Origin of the sequence: Streptococcus sp. k-628, from assembly GCF_013277475.1 — a bacterium.
Lineage (GTDB): Bacteria > Bacillota > Bacilli > Lactobacillales > Streptococcaceae > Streptococcus.
Genome location: NZ_VMMZ01000008.1, coordinates 120,449 through 141,490 on the forward strand (window position 1 = coordinate 120,449; position 21,042 = coordinate 141,490).

The 21,042-nt window shown below is 37.0% G+C and carries 25 protein-coding genes and 1 tRNA gene; 15 read left to right on the forward strand and 11 right to left on the reverse strand.

Annotated features, from left to right (window positions below):
* Positions 1-56 precede the first annotated feature (56 nt).
* The 11 genes from HT730_RS01385 to HT730_RS01435 form a co-directional block, all read right to left on the reverse strand.
* Complete coding sequence (locus HT730_RS01385; RefSeq protein WP_050242860.1) at positions 57-515, reverse strand: hypothetical protein; 459 nt, start codon at positions 513-515, stop codon at positions 57-59.
* Between the two features lie 24 nt (positions 516-539).
* Positions 540-1,364: an ATP-binding protein gene (locus HT730_RS01390; protein ID WP_050242861.1), complete on the reverse strand. Its 825-nt coding sequence runs from the start codon at positions 1,362-1,364 to the stop codon at positions 540-542.
* A gap of 15 nt (positions 1,365-1,379) precedes the next feature.
* Positions 1,380-2,168, reverse strand: coding sequence for a DnaD domain protein (locus HT730_RS01395; RefSeq protein ID WP_173306576.1), 789 nt, complete (start codon positions 2,166-2,168; stop codon positions 1,380-1,382).
* A complete protein-coding gene (locus HT730_RS01400; protein ID WP_045605151.1) occupies positions 2,155-2,436 on the reverse strand; it encodes a hypothetical protein in 282 nt (93 codons plus the stop codon). Before HT730_RS01400 ends, HT730_RS01395 begins: the two co-directional genes overlap by 14 nt.
* The gene (locus HT730_RS01405; protein WP_050242863.1) at positions 2,429-2,770 is read right to left on the reverse strand and encodes a DNA-binding protein; all 342 of its coding nucleotides are present in this window, start codon (positions 2,768-2,770) and stop codon (positions 2,429-2,431) included. Before HT730_RS01405 ends, HT730_RS01400 begins: the two co-directional genes overlap by 8 nt.
* The gene (locus HT730_RS01410) at positions 2,751-3,044 is read right to left on the reverse strand and encodes a hypothetical protein (RefSeq protein WP_050242864.1); all 294 of its coding nucleotides are present in this window, start codon (positions 3,042-3,044) and stop codon (positions 2,751-2,753) included. The genes HT730_RS01405 and HT730_RS01410 overlap by 20 nt, the downstream gene beginning before the upstream one ends.
* Entirely contained in the window at positions 3,041-3,256 is a 216-nt protein-coding gene (locus HT730_RS01415) for a hypothetical protein (RefSeq protein WP_050242865.1), read from the reverse strand. Before HT730_RS01415 ends, HT730_RS01410 begins: the two co-directional genes overlap by 4 nt.
* Positions 3,253-3,699, reverse strand: coding sequence for a hypothetical protein (locus HT730_RS01420; RefSeq protein WP_050242866.1), 447 nt, complete (start codon positions 3,697-3,699; stop codon positions 3,253-3,255). Before HT730_RS01420 ends, HT730_RS01415 begins: the two co-directional genes overlap by 4 nt.
* A gap of 402 nt (positions 3,700-4,101) precedes the next feature.
* The gene (locus HT730_RS01425; RefSeq protein ID WP_050242867.1) at positions 4,102-4,728 is read right to left on the reverse strand and encodes a Rha family transcriptional regulator; all 627 of its coding nucleotides are present in this window, start codon (positions 4,726-4,728) and stop codon (positions 4,102-4,104) included.
* The gene (locus HT730_RS01430; RefSeq protein WP_050242868.1) at positions 4,719-5,489 is read right to left on the reverse strand and encodes a BRO family protein; all 771 of its coding nucleotides are present in this window, start codon (positions 5,487-5,489) and stop codon (positions 4,719-4,721) included. Before HT730_RS01430 ends, HT730_RS01425 begins: the two co-directional genes overlap by 10 nt.
* Positions 5,490-5,508: 19 nt before the next feature.
* A complete protein-coding gene (locus HT730_RS01435; RefSeq protein WP_000794674.1) occupies positions 5,509-5,703 on the reverse strand; it encodes a helix-turn-helix transcriptional regulator in 195 nt (64 codons plus the stop codon).
* Between the two features lie 215 nt (positions 5,704-5,918).
* Here HT730_RS01435 and HT730_RS01440 point away from each other — a divergent pair, with 215 nt between their 5' ends.
* From HT730_RS01440 to HT730_RS01505, 15 genes are all read left to right on the forward strand, one after another.
* A complete protein-coding gene (locus HT730_RS01440; RefSeq protein ID WP_050242869.1) occupies positions 5,919-6,434 on the forward strand; it encodes a helix-turn-helix transcriptional regulator in 516 nt (171 codons plus the stop codon).
* Positions 6,435-6,657: 223 nt separating this feature from the next.
* On the forward strand, positions 6,658-7,482 hold the full coding sequence (locus HT730_RS01445) for a KilA-N domain-containing protein (RefSeq protein ID WP_078748291.1): 825 nt from the start codon (positions 6,658-6,660) through the stop codon (positions 7,480-7,482).
* 161 nt (positions 7,483-7,643) lie between these two features.
* Positions 7,644-8,810 carry a site-specific integrase gene (locus HT730_RS01450; protein ID WP_050242870.1) on the forward strand — a complete coding sequence of 389 codons (1,167 nt, stop codon included), beginning with the start codon at positions 7,644-7,646 and terminating at the stop codon, positions 8,808-8,810.
* Between the two features lie 120 nt (positions 8,811-8,930).
* On the forward strand, positions 8,931-10,046 hold the full coding sequence (gene ychF / locus HT730_RS01455; RefSeq protein ID WP_001218712.1) for a redox-regulated ATPase YchF: 1,116 nt from the start codon (positions 8,931-8,933) through the stop codon (positions 10,044-10,046).
* 71 nt (positions 10,047-10,117) lie between these two features.
* Complete coding sequence (gene pth / locus HT730_RS01460) at positions 10,118-10,687, forward strand: aminoacyl-tRNA hydrolase (protein ID WP_173306577.1); 570 nt, start codon at positions 10,118-10,120, stop codon at positions 10,685-10,687.
* Positions 10,688-14,197: a transcription-repair coupling factor gene (mfd, locus tag HT730_RS01465; RefSeq protein ID WP_173306578.1), complete on the forward strand. Its 3,510-nt coding sequence runs from the start codon at positions 10,688-10,690 to the stop codon at positions 14,195-14,197.
* A gap of 57 nt (positions 14,198-14,254) precedes the next feature.
* Positions 14,255-14,521 carry an RNA-binding S4 domain-containing protein gene (locus tag HT730_RS01470; RefSeq protein ID WP_001234978.1) on the forward strand — a complete coding sequence of 89 codons (267 nt, stop codon included), beginning with the start codon at positions 14,255-14,257 and terminating at the stop codon, positions 14,519-14,521.
* Positions 14,514-14,882 (forward strand): septum formation initiator family protein, encoded by a 369-nt coding sequence (locus tag HT730_RS01475; protein WP_000041903.1) that lies wholly within the window; start codon positions 14,514-14,516, stop codon positions 14,880-14,882. Before HT730_RS01470 ends, HT730_RS01475 begins: the two co-directional genes overlap by 8 nt.
* A 4-nt stretch (positions 14,883-14,886) precedes the next feature.
* On the forward strand, positions 14,887-15,009 hold the full coding sequence (locus HT730_RS10610) for an SP_0009 family protein (RefSeq protein WP_000429334.1): 123 nt from the start codon (positions 14,887-14,889) through the stop codon (positions 15,007-15,009).
* Positions 15,002-16,270, forward strand: a complete 1,269-nt coding sequence (locus HT730_RS01480; protein ID WP_173306579.1) for a serine hydrolase — start codon at positions 15,002-15,004, stop codon at positions 16,268-16,270. The genes HT730_RS10610 and HT730_RS01480 overlap by 8 nt, the downstream gene beginning before the upstream one ends.
* Complete coding sequence (tilS, locus tag HT730_RS01485) at positions 16,267-17,544, forward strand: tRNA lysidine(34) synthetase TilS (protein WP_173306580.1); 1,278 nt, start codon at positions 16,267-16,269, stop codon at positions 17,542-17,544. The genes HT730_RS01480 and tilS overlap by 4 nt, the downstream gene beginning before the upstream one ends.
* A 4-nt stretch (positions 17,545-17,548) precedes the next feature.
* Positions 17,549-18,091 carry a hypoxanthine phosphoribosyltransferase gene (hpt, locus tag HT730_RS01490; RefSeq protein ID WP_000892175.1) on the forward strand — a complete coding sequence of 181 codons (543 nt, stop codon included), beginning with the start codon at positions 17,549-17,551 and terminating at the stop codon, positions 18,089-18,091.
* 15 nt (positions 18,092-18,106) lie between these two features.
* Complete coding sequence (gene ftsH / locus HT730_RS01495; protein ID WP_173306581.1) at positions 18,107-20,065, forward strand: ATP-dependent zinc metalloprotease FtsH; 1,959 nt, start codon at positions 18,107-18,109, stop codon at positions 20,063-20,065.
* A 119-nt stretch (positions 20,066-20,184) separates the two neighbouring features.
* A complete protein-coding gene (locus HT730_RS01500) occupies positions 20,185-20,664 on the forward strand; it encodes a sigma-70 family RNA polymerase sigma factor (protein ID WP_173306582.1) in 480 nt (159 codons plus the stop codon).
* A gap of 92 nt (positions 20,665-20,756) precedes the next feature.
* A tRNA-Glu gene (locus tag HT730_RS01505) sits at positions 20,757-20,828 on the forward strand.
* Positions 20,829-21,042 lie beyond the last annotated feature (214 nt).

Consider the following 21,042-nt stretch of genomic DNA (forward strand, 5'->3'; position numbering starts at 1 on the left):
AAACTATTGGGTTCAGTAGTAGTGAAACCACAAAAAGAGGCAATGCCCCTTTGCTACTATTCTTCACTGAGTGAGCCACTTACTACCACATCACGGACAAATTGAGCTTGTTTTTCTTTGGGTAGTTGCAAAGCTTCAAGTAAAGACTCTAGAACTTGCTTGTCAGTTCCTGCAATCAACTTCTTAATGATATTCTGGAATTGTCCTTCCAAGTACTCGCAAAAATGTATCCGCTGTGCTTGTGTCGGCTGCACTGGTACTGGTGAGCTATCTGCAATCAGCAAGAAGCAGGCTTCCGCGATTTGGGCGAATAACTTTGCACGCGCTTCAGGGTGTCTGTATAACTCATAGGCATTTATGCTGGTGTCTTCCGTCCGGAGCTTCTCACCTAGTTCAATCAGTTTAGGCGTATCTTCAAGACATACTGGTGTTGCATCCGCCATAAAATCGTCACGTTTGCGATTGAGTTCCTCCAGTTCCTGATCTGCCTGTTCAAAGTATGCTGGTTCTATCATGGAATTCCTCCTTTTTTTATTTGGTTAAAAATTACGCTTCATCCTCTTATCTTTAATGTCTGTAATAATAAATACGTTCCCCTCTGATTGTTTTCCAATGCGACTGACTAGCTTATCATTATAGATTCTGGCCAGCTCTTTTCCGTTGTGATTGGTGTTGATGATAGTTGTGTCTCGCTTATCAAAAATCTTGAAAAGAAAGGCCTGTACCCAATTATTAGCTTCATTTTTTTGGCTGTTCATAACGCTTTCTGTTCCTAAATCATCAATAAAGAGATAGTCAACCTCAGTCAGCAACTTCAAGGCATCATACTCTGTAAAATCACTCTGTCTATACTGCCAACCTGACTGAATGCGCGTGATAATCTCAGTAATACTGATAAAAAGCACACTCTTAGGCTCATTCCTAGACTTATAGCCCTCGTTAATGGCTTTGGCCATAGAATAGCATAAATGACTTTTGCCAGTACCTGGATTGCCCATAATTAGCGTGTTCCCTGTCATACCGTTTAGGTACTCCTTAGCTTGTTTGATAGCAAACTCCTTGGCCTCGTGTTCCTCTTTTGTCTCGGCTTTGAAAGTGCTAAAAGAGGCCTCTCTCAGCTCATTTGACACCGTACTTTCACGCGCTAGCACATCATAGGTTGAAGAGTCCAGATCATGGCCTAGGGCTTTTTCTATGCCCTCTAGCTCCGTCTGTTTGATGTTCTCCCTAGTACATTCCATGCAGTAGGGTGATGTATAACCATCTGGCTTTTTGAATTGTACTAGGTTAATCTGATGGGTTGGGCAAAGCTCATCAGTGACCTTTATTTTTTCATTGAGCTGGTCTGTATTCAGTAATTCCATTGTTTCTCCTCTCCGTCAGTAGATAAACGGATCTTGAATATCATCGTCAGACTGACCTTGTTTCTTTTGCTGAAACAGTCTCTGTTCATCTTCGACTTGTACCATGGTTCTAATACCATTCTGTCTCCAGTTCTTGAGTATTGAATTGATATAGCTAAAAGATCGCTTGCCGTTATCTGCAGCCTTGTCTATGGCAATCTTGATAACCTCTAGCTCCATACCGTCAAGAGTGAGATAGTCAGTCAGTATTTGATATTGTTGCCCATCCATAACCCCTATACGCTTTTGGTAATAATTAGAGATTTCAGCAGTAGGAGCAGAAGAAGTTTTTTTCTCTATCTCTTCTTCTAACTCTATCTCTTTCTCTTTCTCTATCTCTATCTCTGTTGGACACGAGTTGGAAATTGTCAAAGATGGTTGGACTTCTTCCAATTTTCCTTTTTTTCGTTGTTCACGTTTATAGTTTGCCCAGTTTGTTTCACTCTCAACCAAGGCTTTTGCCTGCGGTAGTTCTGCGTTTTTATCTTCATCAACTTGTATTAGACCACACTTAGTAAAGTATGCCATGGTCATATCTATATCATCTTCCGATACGTCTAATTTTAGGGCTAACTCTTCCTTGAGATTGTCAAAGTAACCCTCATAGTATAAAATACAGTCACTTTCTAAGCTCTCTAGCATGAGCCTAATATAAATCACTGTCATAGTGTACCCACCAGGTACCGTTTTTAGTCTCTTGATAAAAATATTATCAAAAAATTTCTTATCAATTTTTAGCCAAAAATATATTTTAGTTTTTGCCATTCTCCACCCCCAGAAACTTCCAGATGTCCGTAACTTTGTAATAGATTTTCCTAGTATCTTCTAGCGGGGGCTGGTATCGTCTTAGCCCAGCTTTTTCCCACTTTTGGAGCGTCAAATATTTTATATCTAACTCGTCCATGACTTCCTGGGCTGAGATTAAACCTGTCAGTCGTGGTTTGACTGTATCACGCGCTTCAAGGTATCTTTCCACTACCTCCAGAATGCCATGCGCTAGATCTTGCTCGCTTTCTCGGCTTAGGCTAAACATATCCGCCCACCTCCTTCAAGGTTTCTTTGTAGCTTTCTAGGTCGCTGTTCATCAACACCGCTAGGCGCTTACTCTCCTCCTGTACTTGGTTGTAAAAGGCCTTAGCACCATCTAGTAACTCGTCTTTATTCGCTGGGATAAAGTACCCACTAAAAACGCCACATCTAACCCCTACAATAGGGATGTTGTGCTTAACTACTAGACGCTTGATAATGTCACGTACTGTTCTTTCTGTTAGCTTGGTTGTCAGGCTGATTTCTGCCCCTGTTATGGAGTTCTCAGCCCCTACCTTGATTAGTCTTAATACTCGTTTATCATTCTCTGATAGGCTCATTCAGTTCCTCCCCTCCTTTGCTTTTATTCAAAAAGGTTATTTGTCCGCTCGCTACCCCTTGCAAAATATCTTTTTGAGTTTCTATGATTGTATTCAAGGTTTTCAAAATAGCTGTCTTAGTCTCTAAATCAAACGCTTGTTTTGTCAACAAGCCCATAGTTACAGCTAACTTTGTTGCATTGTCCATACACGTAGCTAGAAAAATCTCTTTAGTAAAATAAGGTTCATCTGGTATTTTTTCACTATCAAGGTATATCTTCACTGTGTAACTCATTTCATCCCTCCGTAAACTCTTACCCCTGCAAGCTGGATATATCGCCCATATTCAGGGTTTAAATCCTCGCTAGGTGTTTCTATCGTCTGTTGGTTTTCTCGCTCAAATTGGGCGCTTTTTTTGCGGTCTCGGTGGTTTAGATAAAGCAGTAAGCCAATCAATACCACGATTAAGACAGCAGCCTGTGTGTTACTTATATCTAGTTCATTCATTTTAATAACCCTCTTTCTTTCAAATCCTTGATAATTAGGCTACGTAGATAATCCCAAATGTTACCAGTGTTATCTGTTGCTAGTTTATTCGGATCTGTAAAACTTCTAACAGCTTTATTCAAATAGTTAAATAATAACCAGTTTGGGCGTTCTTTCCCTAAATTGATGGAATTAGTTGCTAAAAATTCATCATGTTTCTTTAACTCGCCTAGTAAGTTGCTGATGTTTGCATCTAAAAATGTTTCATGGTCAGCTTCCTGTTGTTTATAAGTTTCCGATAATCTATAAAATTGCATCCATAACTGACTAATTGCTGATCTACAATCTTCGGCTATCTCTGTTGCTCCGTGGTGTTTCTTGGATAAATGCCACTCTGATAAAATATCTAGCTTTTCCTCTACGTTGCCTAATTCTTTTTCAAATTCTTTAAAAAATTCATCCATTTTGCTTTACCTTCTTTGTCTTTTACTATCCAGGATATCCTCACACTCAAAGTTGGGCGATGGCGAGTGTGGGGATTTTGAATGGTTGTTTCTTATATAGTTTTTCTTGCAATGAAGTTCCTCACGCTCAGAAGTTTGCCGACCGAGAGCGTGGGGCTTTTTGAGTTGTTTCTTATAACGCTAATCCTCACGCTCAGACTCGCCAAATTGAAAGCGTGAGAAAGTACCAGTTTAAAGAGTTGGCGCTCTCCGTATGGTCAAATTGCCCTAAATATGCTATAATCTAGGTATAAATCTTACTAAAACCTCTTTGATAATAGCTTGCCTGCTTTGTTAAATTCGTTTTAGTGTTAGTGTGAAAGGCTCTGCGGTGTGGTTATTGCTAAGCCCTTTTTGTTGCTCTCACGCGCTTCTTTGGCGTGTTTTTTTATTTATGAATGCCATAGCTTTGATTTCCTGATAACTCATATTCAAGCCAATCATGGCTATTACCATATCCTCAAATGCCTGGTATTGCTCCAGCTCGTCACTGGTCAAGCTATCAATGCCATTATAGCCCCCACGTTCCGCCATTAACTGTTTAGCGTTCCTGTCGGTTACTGCTTTTAGTAGCAGGTTGTTCATAGTACTATGCGCGTGCTTTGGTGCTTGTTCCCAGTTCTCAATACTGTCATGCAGTGTTTTTCTTTTTGGCTTTTCTAGCGCCCTCTGCATACGAAACTTAGAAAGTTCCTCACGCATTTCAAAGAATGCTTTGACCAGGTTGGTTTTGAAGTTGGCCACTTGCTCGGTGTTCTTTAAGAATGTAACTAACAAGGTCGCTTGTTGTTCGTTCAAAATATAGTCCTTGGTATTCTGGCCACTTTCCATAGCTTGGATTTTAAATCCAACCTTTCCGAACTGTTCAAATCTTGCTTGATGTTTGCGGATCATCTTGGTGATTGTGTGATGAGTGACTCCAGCACATTCAGCGATGATCTCACTCGTAGTATACGGCTCTTTTTTACCGTCCATATAGACTAATTCCATTGTGGTTCTACCTCCTGCATGAATTTGGTTAACTTGCTTGTCAGACGGCTCTTCTCGTCCATATTCTGAGCCTCTGCAATAGCTTTGGCTAGTGTATCGATATAATACCGCTCTGCCTCTGCCAACGTGTCAGGGGCTTTTATAGTGGTCTGTGGTTCTTCCACCAGTTCCCCATCCATGTAGTAGCCGTTTAGTCGGATTTCTTTCAGAATGTGCTTGACCACTTTTTTAAACTCTTTTGCTAGTGGTTTGCGTGACTGCGATAAAACTTCATAGACTCCGAACTCTGTCAGCATATTCATTTCTCTTTTTTGACCTGCCCTAGATATTACATAGGTCAGCTTTTCATCATCATCTACCCGTTTTAGTAAATCCGTGGTGTTTTGGATTTCAATCATCTCAGCAACCTCTACCGCTACAAATAACGGATTTTGAATGTCTCCATAAACATCAAAGTGTTTAGAGCCAAATCGTTGAGTTGTTACAACTTCCAAAACTTCCTTTTTGTTGTGTTGTTCTCCTTTGGGATAGAAGTTCCCAAAAAAATCACATAAATCTTTTTGCTGTGTTGTCATGTCTTGATTAACCTCTCTGTATAACTTGTTTAGCCTTTTTCTGCTTTCCTTGTTGGGCTTATGCTTGCCCTGTGCCCACTTGCCAACTGTTCGGGGATCTATGCCTATTCGTTGGCCAATAGCTACCAAGTTCAGCCCGTGAGTGGTTCGCATTTCATCGATGACCCTTGTATAGTTCCTCTTCATTGCTTGCCTGCCTTTCTATTTATCCAACCTTTAACAAGTCATCAATCGTAACTTCTAAAAAGTCAGCTACTTTCTGCAATGTCTCAAAAGTCGGATTTTTTGAACGCTCATAATACAATGCCGTCAAAGTGCTTTTTGATAGCCCTGTTTCTCTTGCAACATCTGCCACCTTCAAGCGTTTCTTTGCTAAAATAACACGCATATTATTTTTCAAATGTCTTACCTCTTTCTATTATTTTTAAAATCAACCTCCAGCAGAATAGATTGAAAAGTGTTGTGCTGTAGGCTCTATCCAGACACTTTTTGTCTGATTGGTTTTTATTACAGACACTTTTTGTCTTTGTAAAGGATATTTTTTATTTTATTGGACTTTTTTTGTCTGGTTCGATAAAAAGAATGATATAATACATTTGAAAGGTGTTGATATAAATGAATAGATTAAAAGAGTTACGTAAAGAAAAAAAGCTATCTCAAAAGGAAATAGCAAAAGAAATGAGCATATCAGAAAAGACTCTATCACGCTGGGAAAACGGAGAAAGCCAAATTAAACCAGAAAAAGCCCAGCAGCTAGCTAAATACTTCGAGGTAAGCGTTGGGTATCTGCTGGGGTATAGTGAGTATAGAGAAATAGAAAAAGCCCTTGATAAAACAATTTTTTCAAATTATTCTGATGTTGAAACATTTCTTAATCAAGAGATAAAGGAACTAATCGGAGAAAGAGTAAAAAAATTTTATGAGTATATTGATAAACAGTTTTATGAAAGCTATAAAAATACCGCTGTACCTCCTGAAATAGTTGTAAAGCACCGTGAAGACTTTTATAGCTCGTTTCTATTTCTCCCTGCTAGATTACAAAAATTTATAGCTTTATGGAGCATACTAACAGAAACTGAACAAGAAAATATAGGTAAAACTATTGAATTATTAGCTATGAGAGGAAGATAAAAATCCCCCATATTCGCCAATAGCAAACCTTAGCACTAATATTTTTCTTTAGGGTGGCCGAAAAGTCCGATTATGCGACCTATAGCATACCCACGCGCCACAATGTTCAACAATCCTGAAGCGCGTGGATTCTCAAGCTTCAACCCAATATAATCCCCATATCTACTAATTTTTTTGATGTCAACAAATGTCAACCACTTTCAATATTTTAGAAAGGACTACCATGGTTAAAATCAACGCAAACGGTAAAGAAATCACTTTACTAGCCAATAATACTGATTATATCAGCTTGACCGATATAGCTAAATATAAAAATAGCGAAGATCCTAGAATAGTCATATCAAACTGGCTTAGTAGTTACGCTACTATAGATTTTTTAGCAACTTGGGAAAGTATTAATAACCCAAATTTTAACCGTATGGAATTCCATACGGTTAGAAATGAACCTGGTAGGCTTGTAATGACTTCTAAACAATGGATAGAAAGAATGAACGCCATCGGTATCACTTCAAAAGCTGGCCGTTACGGTGGAACATATGCCCACTCAGACATAGCCTTTGAGTTTGCTTCTTGGATTTCCCCAGAGTTCAAACTCTACATCATTCAAGACTATCAACGGCTTAAACAAGAAGAGGCCTATAGAAATCAGTTAGATTGGCAAGTGAACCGCTATATTTCAAAACTCAATTACACAATACAAACTGATGCAATTAAAGAAAATATTGTCCCAACACTTCAGCCGTCTCAAATATCATACGCTTACTCCTCTGAAGCTGATTTGGTTAATGTTGCCTTGTTCGGTATGACTGCCAAAGAATACAAGAAAGCTTTCCCAGAAAAAGACGGCAATCAGCGAGATAATGCCACTATTGAACAGTTATTAGTTCTTAATAATTTACAAAGTCTTAACGCTGAAATGATAAAACAAGGGCTATCACAAAGCAACCGCCTAACTGAACTCAATAGAATCGCCAAAGAACAGTTAGAGGTACTTTACAAAAACAATCAAAAAGCTCTGGACAATCTAAAACGTCTAGCCGATAAATAACCCCATATCCACCTTGTTTCCAACTCTGGTATTATTTACCGCCTGACTCTTTAAAATCGAATGTGGGGCAATCTATGAAGCCCTAGCATGATTTAAACCACAATCTAAAACCTTTTTAATAATAGCTTGCCTGCTGATGTATTTTAGAAAGGTTTATCATCATGAAAATAACAGAATACAAAAAGAAAGACGGGTCAATAGTCTACCGCTCCAGTATCTATCTGGGTACAGATACAGTAACAGGTAAGAAAGTCAAGACAACTATATCAGGCCGAAACAAGAAGGAACTCAAAACCAAAGCGTTACAGGCTCAAATAGAGTTTGAAAAAGACGGGTCAACAGTATTTAAAGCGGTTCAAATCAATACCTATGCCGAACTGGTGGAGAATTGGCTAGAAACATACTGCCATACGGTTAAAAAATCTACCTTAATGGGTACCAAATTCAAAATAGATAAATATCTACTTCCAGCTTTCGGAAACTATAGGCTGGATAAACTGACGCCCCCAATCATTCAAAGTCAAGTTAACCAGTGGGCAAAAGACTACAATCAATTAGGTGAGGGATTCCAAGAATATCCGCTCCTTCACTCTCTAAACAAACGCATACTTAAATATGCCGTATCTTTGCAAGCTATCCCCTTCAACCCTGCCCGTGATGTCATTATTCCACGGCGTAAACTCAAAGAAGGGCAAAAACTGAAATATCTGGATGATGAGAATTTGAAAAAGTTCTTAGCTTATATGGATCAGTTGCCAAACACTTACAAAAATTTCTTTGATACGGTGCTATATAAGACGCTTTTAGCTACTGGTTTGCGTATTCGTGAGTGTTTAGCCTTAGAGTGGTCTGATATTGACCTAAAAAATGGTACACTAGACGTCAATAAAACGTTAAATATTATCAAAGAAATCACTAGCCCTAAGACTAAATCAAGTATTAGGGTAATTGACTTGGATAATAAGACGGTGCTCATGCTACGGCTCTATAAAGCAAGACAATCCCAAATAGGAAAAGAAATGGGGTTGACCTATGAGAAAGTATTCTCTAATAGCTTTGATAAGCATATAGACGCTAGAATGCTTAGTTTTAGGTTAGTAAAACATTTGGAACGTGCTGGATGCCCTCGTTTTACGTTCCACGCCTTCCGCCACACTCACGCTAGTATCTTGCTCAATGCTGGACTACCTTACAAAGAGATACAAACACGGCTCGGCCATGCAAAACTTTCTATGACCATGGATATTTATAGCCACCTATCCAAAGACAATCAGAAAAATGCTACTTCATTTTATGAAAAAGCTATTGAAAAATTAAAAAGTTCCTAAAAAAGTCCATAAAATTATTATTTCAGTTATGGGAAATAGCTATATCAAGGAATTTTAGCACTTTATCCCTTTTTGTGTTATAATATTAGGGATTGAAATGAAAACGGAGAATGAGAAAATATGGCTTTAACAGCAGGTATCGTTGGTTTGCCAAACGTTGGTAAATCAACACTATTTAATGCAATTACAAAAGCAGGAGCAGAGGCAGCTAACTACCCATTTGCGACGATTGATCCAAACGTTGGAATGGTGGAAGTTCCAGATGAACGCCTACAAAAACTAACGGAAATGATCACACCTAAAAAGACAGTTCCAACAACATTTGAATTTACAGATATTGCAGGGATTGTAAAAGGAGCTTCAAAAGGAGAAGGGCTGGGGAATAAATTCTTGGCCAATATCCGTGAAGTAGATGCAATTGTTCACGTAGTTCGTGCTTTTGATGATGAAAATGTCATGCGCGAGCAAGGACGTGAAGACGCCTTTGTGGATCCACTTGCAGATATTGACACCATTAACCTGGAATTGATTCTTGCAGACTTAGAATCAGTCAATAAGCGTTATGCGCGTGTAGAAAAGATGGCACGCACGCAAAAAGATAAAGAATCAGTAGCAGAGTTTAATGTTCTTCAAAAGATTAAACCAGTCCTTGAAGATGGAAAATCAGCTCGAACTATTGAATTTACAGATGAGGAACAAAAGGTTGTCAAAGGTCTCTTCCTGTTAACGACTAAACCAGTGCTCTATGTTGCTAATGTGGACGAGGATGTGGTTTCAGAACCTGACTCTATCGACTATGTTAAACAAATTCGTGAATTTGCAGCGACAGAAAATGCTGAAGTAGTCGTTATTTCTGCGCGTGCTGAGGAAGAAATTTCTGAATTGGACGATGAAGACAAGCAAGAGTTTCTTGAGGCACTTGGGTTGACAGAATCAGGCGTTGATAAGTTGACGCGTGCAGCTTACCATTTGCTTGGACTGGGAACTTACTTCACAGCTGGTGAAAAAGAAGTTCGTGCTTGGACTTTCAAACGTGGTATGAAGGCTCCTCAAGCAGCTGGTATTATCCACTCAGACTTTGAAAAAGGCTTTATTCGTGCAGTAACTATGTCATACGATGATTTGGTGAAATATGGATCTGAGAAGGCCGTAAAAGAAGCTGGACGTTTGCGTGAAGAAGGTAAAGAATATATCGTCCAAGACGGCGATATCATGGAATTCCGCTTTAATGTCTAAAAATTTAATAAATGGTGTCAATTAGGTTGGAAAAAAATTCCAACCCTTTTGGCTTTTGAAAGGAAAAATAAATGACTAAATTACTTGTAGGCTTGGGAAATCCAGGAGATAAATATTTTGAGACCAAACACAATGTTGGTTTTATGTTGATTGATCAACTAGCGAAGAAACAGAATGTCACTTTTACACACGATAAAATATTTCAAGCTGATATAGCATCCTTTTTCCTAAATGGAGAAAAAATTTATCTTGTCAAACCAACGACATTTATGAATGAAAGTGGAAAAGCGGTTCATGCCTTATTGACTTATTATGGTTTGGATATTGAAGATTTACTCATCATTTACGATGATCTTGACATGGAAGTTGGAAAGATTCGTTTAAGAGCAAAGGGCTCCGCAGGTGGTCATAATGGTATCAAGTCTATTATTCAACATATTGGAACCCAAACCTTTAACCGTGTTAAGATTGGAATCGGAAGACCTAAAAATGGCATGTCAGTTGTTAACCATGTTTTGAATACCTTTGACAAGGATGATTATATTGGTATTTTACAGTCTATTGACAAAGTTGACGATTCTGTAAACTACTATTTACAAGAGAAAAATTTTGAGAAAACAATGCAGAGGTATAACGGATAAATGGTGACCTTATTAGATTTATTCTCAGAAAATGATCAGATTAAAAAATGGCATCAAAATCTGACAGATAAGAAAAGACAACTAATACTTGGTTTATCAACGTCTACTAAGGCTCTTGCAATTGCAAGCAGTTTAGAAAAAGAAGATAAGATTGTGTTACTGACGTCAACTTATGGAGAGACAGAAGGACTGGTTAGTGATCTTATCTCTATCTTGGGTGAGGAACATGTTTATCCATTTTTGGTAGATGACTCCCCTATGGTCGAGTTTTTGATGTCTTCACAAGAAAAAATCATCTCACGGGTTGAAGCATTGCGTTTTTTGAATGATTCATCTAAGAGAGGGATTTTAGTTTGTAATATCGCAGCAAGTCGATTGATTTTACCGTCTCCCGATGTATTCAGAGATAGTATTGTAAAAATCTCAGTTGGTGAAGAATATGACCAACACGTGCTTATCCATCAGTTAAAGGAAATTGGCTATCGAAAAGTTACACAAGTACAAACTCAGGGCGAATTTAGTCTGCGAGGAGATATTTTAGATATTTTCGAAATATCCCAGTTAGAACCTTGCCGAATTGAGTTTTTTGGTGATGAAATTGATGGTATCAGGTCGTTTGAAGTCGAGACACAATTATCGAAAGAAAATAAGACAGAACTCACAATCTTTCCAGCTAGCGACATAATTTTGAGAGAAAATGATTATCAAAGAGGTCAGTCAGCTTTAGAAAAACAAATTTCAAAGACTTTATCACCTATTTTAAAATCATACTTAGAAGAAATTCTTTCAAGTTTTCACCAAAAACAAATTCATTCTGATTCTCGGAAGTTTTTATCTTTGTGCTATGATAAGACATGGACTGTCTTTGATTATATTGAAAAAGATACCCCAATATTCTTTGATGATTATCAAAAATTAATGAATCAGTATGAAGTCTTTGAAAGAGAATTAGCACAATACTTTACAGAAGAATTACAGAACAGTAAAGCATTTTCTGAGATGCAGTATTTTGCAGATACAGAGCAAATATATAAAAAACAGAGTCCGGTTACCTTTTTCTCTAATCTACAAAAGGGGTTAGGAAATCTCAAGTTTGACAAAATTTATCAATTCAATCAATATCCTATGCAGGAATTTTTCAATCAGTTTTCTTTTCTAAAAGAAGAAATTGAACGATACAAAAAAATGAATTATACTATTATCTTGCAATCTAGCAATTCAATGGGAAGTAAAACATTGGAGGATGTGTTAGAGGAATATCAGATTAAATTGAATTCTAGAGATAAGTCAAGAATCTGTCAAGAATCTGTAAACTTAATCGAGGGCAATCTAAGACATGGTTTTCATTTTGTAGATGAAAAGATTTTATTGATAACTGAACATGAGATTTTTCAAAAGAAATTAAAACGTCGTTTTCGAAGACAACATGTTTCGAATGCAGAGAGATTAAAAGATTACAATGAACTTGAAAAAGGGGACTACGTTGTTCACCACATTCATGGAATTGGTCAATACCTAGGAATTGAAACCATTGAAATCAAAGGGATTCACCGCGATTATGTTAGCGTCCAATACCAAAACGGGGATCAAATCTCTATCCCAGTAGAACAGATTCATCTACTGTCTAAATATGTTTCAAGTGATGGGAAAGCTCCAAAACTCAATAAATTAAATGACGGTCATTTTAAAAAAGCAAAGCAAAAAGTGAAGAACCAGGTAGAGGATATAGCAGACGATTTAATCAAACTCTATTCTGAGCGTAGTCAGTTGAAGGGTTTTGCTTTTTCAGCTGATGATGAAGAGCAACATGCTTTTGATGATGCATTTCCTTATGTTGAAACGGATGATCAACTTCGTAGTATTGAGGAAATCAAGAGAGATATGCAGGCTTCTCAACCAATGGATCGACTTTTAGTTGGGGATGTTGGTTTTGGAAAGACTGAAGTTGCTATGCGTGCAGCCTTTAAGGCAGTTAATGATCACAAACAGGTTGTCGTTCTAGTTCCGACGACGGTTTTAGCGCAACAGCACTATACCAATTTTAAGGAACGATTCCAAAATTTTGCAGTTAATATTGATGTATTGAGTCGTTTTAGAAGTAAAAAAGAGCAGACCGAAACACTTGAAAAATTGAAAAAGGGTCAAGTTGATATTTTGATTGGAACCCATCGTGTTTTGTCAAAAGATGTTGTGTTTGCTGATTTGGGCTTGATGATTATTGATGAAGAACAACGATTTGGTGTCAAGCATAAGGAAACCTTGAAAGAACTGAAGAAACAAGTGGATGTCCTGACCTTGACAGCAACGCCAATCCCTCGTACCCTCCATATGTCTATGCTGGGAATCAGAGATTTGTCTGTTATTGAAACTCCGCCGACTAATCGTTATCCAGTGCAAACCTATGTTTTGGAAAAGAATGAGAGTGTCATTCGTGATGCTGTTTTGCGTGAAATGGAGCGTGGAGGTCAAGTTTACTATCTTTACAATAAAGTTGACACAATTGACCAGAAGGTTTCCGAATTACAGGAGTTGATTCCAGAGGCTTCGATTGGCTATGTTCATGGGCAAATGAGTGAGATTCAGTTGGAAAATACTCTATTAGACTTTATTGAGGGACAATACGATATCTTGGTGACGACTACCATTATTGAGACAGGGGTGGACATTCCAAATGCCAATACCTTATTTATAGAAAATGCGGACCATATGGGCTTGTCAACCTTGTATCAGTTAAGAGGAAGAGTCGGTCGTAGTAATCGTATTGCTTATGCCTATCTCATGTATCGTCCAGAAAAATCAATCAGTGAAGTTTCTGAAAAGAGATTAGAGGCAATCAAAGGATTTACAGAATTAGGATCCGGATTTAAGATTGCTATGCGAGATCTTTCGATTCGTGGAGCAGGAAATCTCCTAGGAAAATCCCAGTCTGGTTTCATTGATTCTGTTGGTTTTGAATTGTATTCGCAGTTATTAGAGGAAGCTATTGCTAAACGAAACGGTAATGCTAACACTAACACAAGAACCAAAGGGAATGCTGAGTTGATTTTGCAAATTGATGCCTATCTTCCTGATACTTATATTTCTGATCAACGACATAAGATTGAAATTTACAAGAAAATTCGTCAAATTGACAACCGTGTCAATTATGAAGAGTTACAAGAGGAGTTGATAGACCGTTTTGGAGAATACCCAGATGTAGTAGCCTATCTTTTAGAGATTGGTTTGGTCAAATCATACTTGGACAAGGTCTTTGTTCAACGTGTGGAAAGAAAAGATAATAAAGTTACAATTCAATTTGAAAAAGTCACTCAACGACTGTTTTTAGCTCAAGATTATTTTAAAGCTCTATCCGCAACGAACTTAAAAGCAGGCATCACTGAGAATAAGGGATCAATGGAGCTTGTATTTGATGTCCAAAATAAGAAAGATTATGAAATTTTAGAATGTCTGCTGATTTTTGGAGAAAGTTTATTAGAAATAAAAGAGTCGAAGAAAGAAAATTCCATTTGATATTTTTCTTCTATAAAATAGATAAAAATGGTACAATAATAAGTTGAGGTAATAAGGATGAGATTAGACAAATATTTAAAAGTATCGCGAATTATCAAGCGTCGTACAGTCGCAAAAGAAGTAGCAGATAAAGGCAGAATCAAGGTGAATGGAATCTTGGCCAAAAGTTCAACGGATTTGAAAGTTAATGACCAAGTTGAAATTCGATTTGGCAATAAGTTGCTACTTGTCAAAGTACTAGAGATGAAAGATAGTACAAAAAAAGAAGATGCAGCAGGCATGTATGAAATTATCAGTGAAACACGGGTAGAAGAAAATGTCTAAAAATATTGTACAATTGAATAATTCTTTTATTCAAAATGAACACCAACGTCGTCGCTACCTGATGAAAGAACGACAAAAACGGAATCGTTTTATGGGGTGGGTATTGATTTTGATTATGCTATTATTTATCTTACCAACTTTTAATTTAGCGCAGAGCTATCAACAATTACTCCAAAGACGTCAGCAATTAGCAGACTTGCAAACTCAGTATCAAACCTTGAGTGATGAAAAGGATAAGGAGACAGCATTTGCTACCAAGTTGAAAGATGAGGATTATGCTGCCAAATATACACGAGCGAAGTACTATTATTCTAAGTCGAGGGAAATAGTTTATACGATTCCTGACTTGCTTCAAAGGTGATAAAATGGAAAATTTATTAGACGTAATAGAGCAATTTTTGAGTTTGTCAGATGAAAAGCTGGAAGAATTGGCTGATAAAAATCAATTATTGCGTTTACAAGAAGAAAAGGAAAGGAAGAATGCGTAAATTCTTAATTATTTTGTTGCTACCAAGTTTTTTGACCATTTCAAAAGTTGTTAGCACAGAAAAAGAAGTCGTCTATACTTCGAAAGAAATTTATTACCTTTCACAATCTGACTTTGGTATTTATTTTAGAGAAAAGCTAAATTCTCCTATGGTTTATGGAGAAGTTCCTGTTTATGCAAATGAAGATTTAGTAGTGGAATCTGGAAAATTGACTCCCAAAACAAGTTTTCAAATAACTGAGTGGCGCTTAAATAAACAAGGAATTCCGGTATTTAAGCTATCAAATCATCAATTTATAGCTGCGGACAAACGATTTTTATATGAACAATCAGAGGTAACTCCAACAATAAAAAAAGTATGGTTAGAATCTGATTTTAAACTGTACAATAGTCCTTATGACTTAAAAGAAGTGAAATCATCCTTATCAGCTTATTCACAAGTATCAATCGATAAGCTCATGTTTGTAGAAGGAAAAGAATTTCTACATATTGATCAGGTTGGATGGGTAGATAAGGAATCAACTTCTGAAGAAGATAATCGGATGGGTAAAGTCCAAGAAATGTTATCTGAAAAATATCAGAAAGATTCATTCTCTATTTATGTTAAGCAACTGACTACTGGAAAAGAAGCTGGTATCAATCAAAATGAAAAGATGTATGCAGCTAGTGTTTTGAAACTCCCTTATCTCTATTATGCGCAAGAAAAAATAAATGAGGGTCTTTATCAGTTAGATACGACTGTAAAATACGTATCTGAAGTCAATGATTTTCCAGGTTCTTATAAACCAGAGGGAAGTGGTAGTCTTCCTAAAAAAGAGGATAATAAAGAGTATTCTCTCAAGGACTTAATCACAAAAGTATCTAAAGAATCTGATAATGTAGCTCATAATTTATTGGGATATTACATTTCAAATCAATCTGATGCCACATTCAAATCCAAGATGTCTGCCATTATGGGGGATGATTGGGATTCAAAAGAAAAATTGATTTCTTCCAAGATGGCCGGGAAGGTCATGGAAGCTATTTATAATCAAAATGGATTTGTGCTAGAGTCTTTGACTAAAACAGATTTTGATAATCAGCGAATTGCCAAAGGTGTTTCTGTGAAGGTAGCTCATAAAATTGGGGATGCGGACGAATTTAAGCATGATACGGGTGTTGTCTACGCAGATTCTCCATTTATTCTTTCTATTTTCACTAAGAATTCTGATTATGATACGATTTCTCAGATAGCCAAGGATGTTTATGAGGTTCTAAAATGAGGGAACAAGATTTTTTAAATCATTTTCTCAAGAAGGGATATTTCAAAAAGCATACTAAGGTGGTGCTAGCTCTTTCTGGTGGATTAGATTCTATGTTTCTATTTAAGGTATTATCTACTTATCAAAAAGAGTTAGAAATTGAATTGATTCTAGCCCATGTGAATCATAAGCAGAGAATTGAATCAGATTGGGAAGAAAAGGAATTAAGGAAGTTGGCTGCTGAAGCTGGACTTCCTATTTATGTCAGCAATTTTTCAGGAGAATTTTCAGAAGCGCGTGCTCGACATTTTCGTTATGATTTTTTTCAAGAGGTCATGAAAAAGACAGGTGCGACAGCTTTAGTTACTGCCCACCATGCTGATGACCAGGTGGAAACGATTTTGATGCGTTTGATTCGAGGCACTCGTTTGCGCTATCTATCAGGAATTAAGGAGAAGCAAGTAGTCGGAGAGATAGAAATTATTCGTCCCTTCTTGCATTTTCAGAAAAAAGACTTTCCATCAATTTTTCACTTTGAAGATATATCAAATCAGGAAAATCATTATTTGCGCAACCGTATTCGAAACTCTTACTTACCAGAATTAGAAAAAGAAAATCCTCGATTTAGAGATGCAATCTTAAGTATCGGTAATGAAATTTTAGATTATGATTTGGCAATAGCTGAATTATCAAAGAATATTGATGTAGAAAATTTAGAGCAGCTATTGTCTTACTCTGAGTCGACACAAAGAGTTTTACTTCAAACTTATCTGAATCGTTTTCCAGATTTGAATCTTACAAAAGCTCAGTTTGAAGAAGTTAGGCAAATTTTAAAAACTAAAAGCCAGTATCGTCATCCGCTTAAAAATGGTTATGAATTGATAAAAGAGTATCAACAGTTTCAGATTTGTAAAATCAGTCCGCAGGCTGATGAAAAGGAAGATGAACTTGTGTTACACTATCAAAATCAGGTATCTTACCAAGGTTATTTATTTTCCTTTGGACTTCCATTAGAAGGTGAATCAATTCAGCGAATACCTGTTTCACGAGAAACATCCATACACATTCGTCATCGAAAACCAGGAGATTTTTTGATTCAAAATGGACATAGAAAAAAACTCAGACGTCTATTTATCGATTTGAAAATCCCTATGGAAAAGCGAAAATCTGCTCTGATTATTGAGCAATTTGGTGAAATTGTCTCAATTTTGGGAATTGCGACCAGTAATTTGAGTAAAAACACGAAAAATGATATAATGAACACTGTACTTTATATAGAAAAAATAGATAGGTAAAAAAATGTTAGAAAACGATATTAAAAAAATCCTCGTTTCACACGATGAAATTACAGAAGCTGCTAAAAAATTAGGTGCTCAATTAACCAAAGACTATGCAGGAAAAAATCCAATTTTAGTTGGGATTTTAAAAGGATCTATTCCTTTTATGGCTGAATTGGTCAAACATATTGATACACATATTGAAATGGACTTCATGATGGTTTCTAGCTACCATGGTGGAACAGCAAGTAGTGGTGTTATCAATATTAAACAAGATGTGACTCAAGATATCAAAGGAAGACATGTTCTATTTGTAGAAGATATCATTGATACAGGTCAAACTTTGAAGAATTTGCGAGATATGTTTATTGCAAGAGAAGCAGCTTCTGTTAAAATTGCAACCTTGTTGGATAAACCAGAGGGACGTGTTGTAGAAATTGAGGCAGACTATACCTGCTTTACTATCCCAAATGAGTTTGTAGTAGGTTATGGTTTAGACTACAAAGAAAATTATCGTAATCTTCCTTATGTTGGAGTATTGAAAGAAGAAGTGTATTCAAATTAGAAAGAACAATTTTTAATGAAAAAACAAAATAATGGTTTAATTAAAAATCCATTTCTATGGTTATTACTTATTTTTTTCCTAGTTACAGCTTACCAGTATTTTAGTACAGGTAGTGTTGCAGGGAAAAGTGAGCAAATTAATTATACAGAATTGGTAAAAGAAATTACCGATGACAACGTAAAAGAATTAACCTACCAACCAAATGGAAGTGTTATCGAGGTTTCGGGTGTCTATAAAAATCCTAAAACAAGTAAAGAAGAAACAGGTATCCAGTTCTTTTCTCCTTCTGCTACAACAGTAGAGAAATTTTCAAGTATTATTCTTCCTTCAGATACTACAGTATCAGAATTGCAAAAACTTGCTTCTGACCATAAGGCAGAAGTAACTGTTAAGCATGAAAGTTCAAGTGGTATGTGGATTAATATTCTTGTATCAATTGTGCCATTCGGTATTCTATTCTTCTTCCTATTCTCTATGATGGGAAATATGGGAGGAAATAATAGCCGTAACCCAATGAGTTTTGGACGTAGTAAGGCTAAAGCCGCAAATAAAGAAGATATTAAAGTAAGATTTTCAGATGTTGCTGGAGCTGAGGAAGAAAAACAAGAACTAGTTGAAGTTGTTGAATTTTTAAAAGATCCAAAACGATTTACAAAACTTGGAGCCCGTATTCCAGCAGGTGTTCTTTTGGAGGGACCTCCAGGAACAGGTAAAACTTTGCTTGCTAAGGCAGTAGCCGGAGAAGCAGGTGTTCCATTCTTTAGTATTTCAGGTTCTGACTTTGTAGAAATGTTTGTCGGAGTTGGAGCTAGTCGTGTTCGCTCTCTTTTTGAAGATGCCAAAAAAGCAGCACCAGCTATTATCTTTATCGATGAAATTGATGCTGTTGGACGTCAACGTGGAGTTGGTCTTGGCGGAGGAAATGACGAACGTGAGCAAACCTTGAACCAACTTTTGATTGAGATGGATGGTTTTGAGGGAAATGAAGGGATTATTGTCATCGCTGCGACAAACCGTTCAGATGTACTTGACCCTGCCCTTCTGCGCCCAGGACGTTTTGATAGAAAAGTCTTGGTTGGTCGCCCTGATGTTAAAGGTCGTGAAGCAATCTTGAAAGTTCATGCTAAGAACAAGCCTTTAGCAGAAGATGTTGATTTGAAATTAGTGGCTCAACAAACTCCAGGCTTTGTTGGTGCTGATTTGGAGAATGTCTTGAATGAAGCGGCTTTAGTTGCTGCTCGTCGCAATAAATCGATAATTGATGCCTCAGATATTGATGAAGCAGAAGATAGAGTTATTGCTGGACCTTCTAAGAAAGATAAGACAGTTTCACAAAAAGAACGAGAATTGGTTGCTTACCATGAGGCAGGACATACCATTGTTGGTCTAGTCTTGTCGAATGCTCGCGTTGTCCATAAGGTTACAATTGTACCACGCGGTCGTGCAGGCGGTTATATGATTGCACTTCCTAAGGAAGACCAAATGCTTCTTTCTAAAGAAGATATGAAAGAGCAATTGGCTGGCTTAATGGGGGGACGTGTAGCTGAAGAAATTATCTTTAATGTCCAAACTACAGGAGCTTCAAACGACTTTGAACAGGCGACACAAATGGCGCGTGCAATGGTTACAGAGTACGGTATGAGTGAAAAACTTGGCCCAGTACAATATGAAGGAAACCATGCTATGTTTGGGGCACAGAGTCCTCAAAAATTAATTTCAGAACAAACAGCTTATGAAATTGACGAAGAGGTTCGTTCATTATTGAATGAAGCACGAAATAAAGCTGCTGAAATTATTCAGTCAAATCGTGAAACTCACAAGTTGATTGCAGAAGCATTATTGAAATACGAAACATTGGATAGTACACAAATTAAATCTCTCTATGAAACAGGAAAGATGCCTGAAACAGTAGAAGAGGAATCTCATGCACTATCCTATGATGAAGTAAAGTCAAAAATGAATGACGAAAAATAACCCAAAGAGAGGCAAGACCTCTCTTTTTGTGCAGTTGAGGAGCTAAAGGGTGCAGAATGGATGAAATGTGCCAAAAGTGTTTCTGAATCTGTTAGACTGTATCTAGAAAGGGGAAGATTATGCTTAAAAAAATGTATGAAGAAGTCCAGGGAATTGTATACAAGTGTAGAAATGAATATTACCTTCATTTGTGGGAGCTATCGGATTGGAACCAAGAGGGTATGATTTGCTTACATGAATTGATTAGTAGAGAAGAAGGACTAGTAGACGATATTCCACGTTTAAGGAAATATTTCAAAACCAAGTTTCGAAATCGAATTTTAGACTATATCCGTAAACAAGAAAGCTACAAACGAAGATATAATAAAGAACTTTATGAAGAAGTGGGTGATATAAGTCATCGTATAAGTGAGGGCGGTCTGTGGCTAGATGATTATTATCTCTTTCATGAAACACTAAGAGATTATAGAAACAAACAAAGTAAAGAGAAACAAGAAGAACTAGAACGCGTCTTAAGAGATGAACACTTCCGAGGGCGTCAAAGAGTGCTAAAGGACTTACGCATTGTGTTTAAAGAGTTTGACATCCGTACTCATTAGGAATTCATGCAAAAAAATAAAAAAAGTTTAAAAAAGGTGTTGACAAAGTTTAAAAAGCCTGTATAATAGTAAGAGTTGAAAATAACAACTCTGGTCCGTTGGTCAAGGGGTTAAGACACCGCCTTTTCACGGCGGTAACACGGGTTCGAATCCCGTACGGACTATGGTATGTTGCGGTTGAAGCACTTGATGAAAAAAAGATTAAAAAAGTTTCAAAAAAGTGTTGACAAGCGAAAGCGACTGTGATATACTAATATAGTTGTCGCTTGAGAGAAATGAGTGACAAAGACCTTTGAAAACTGAACAAGACGAACCAATGTGCAGGGCACTACAACTAAGGTTGTAGTACTGAACAATGAAAAAAACAATAAATCTGTC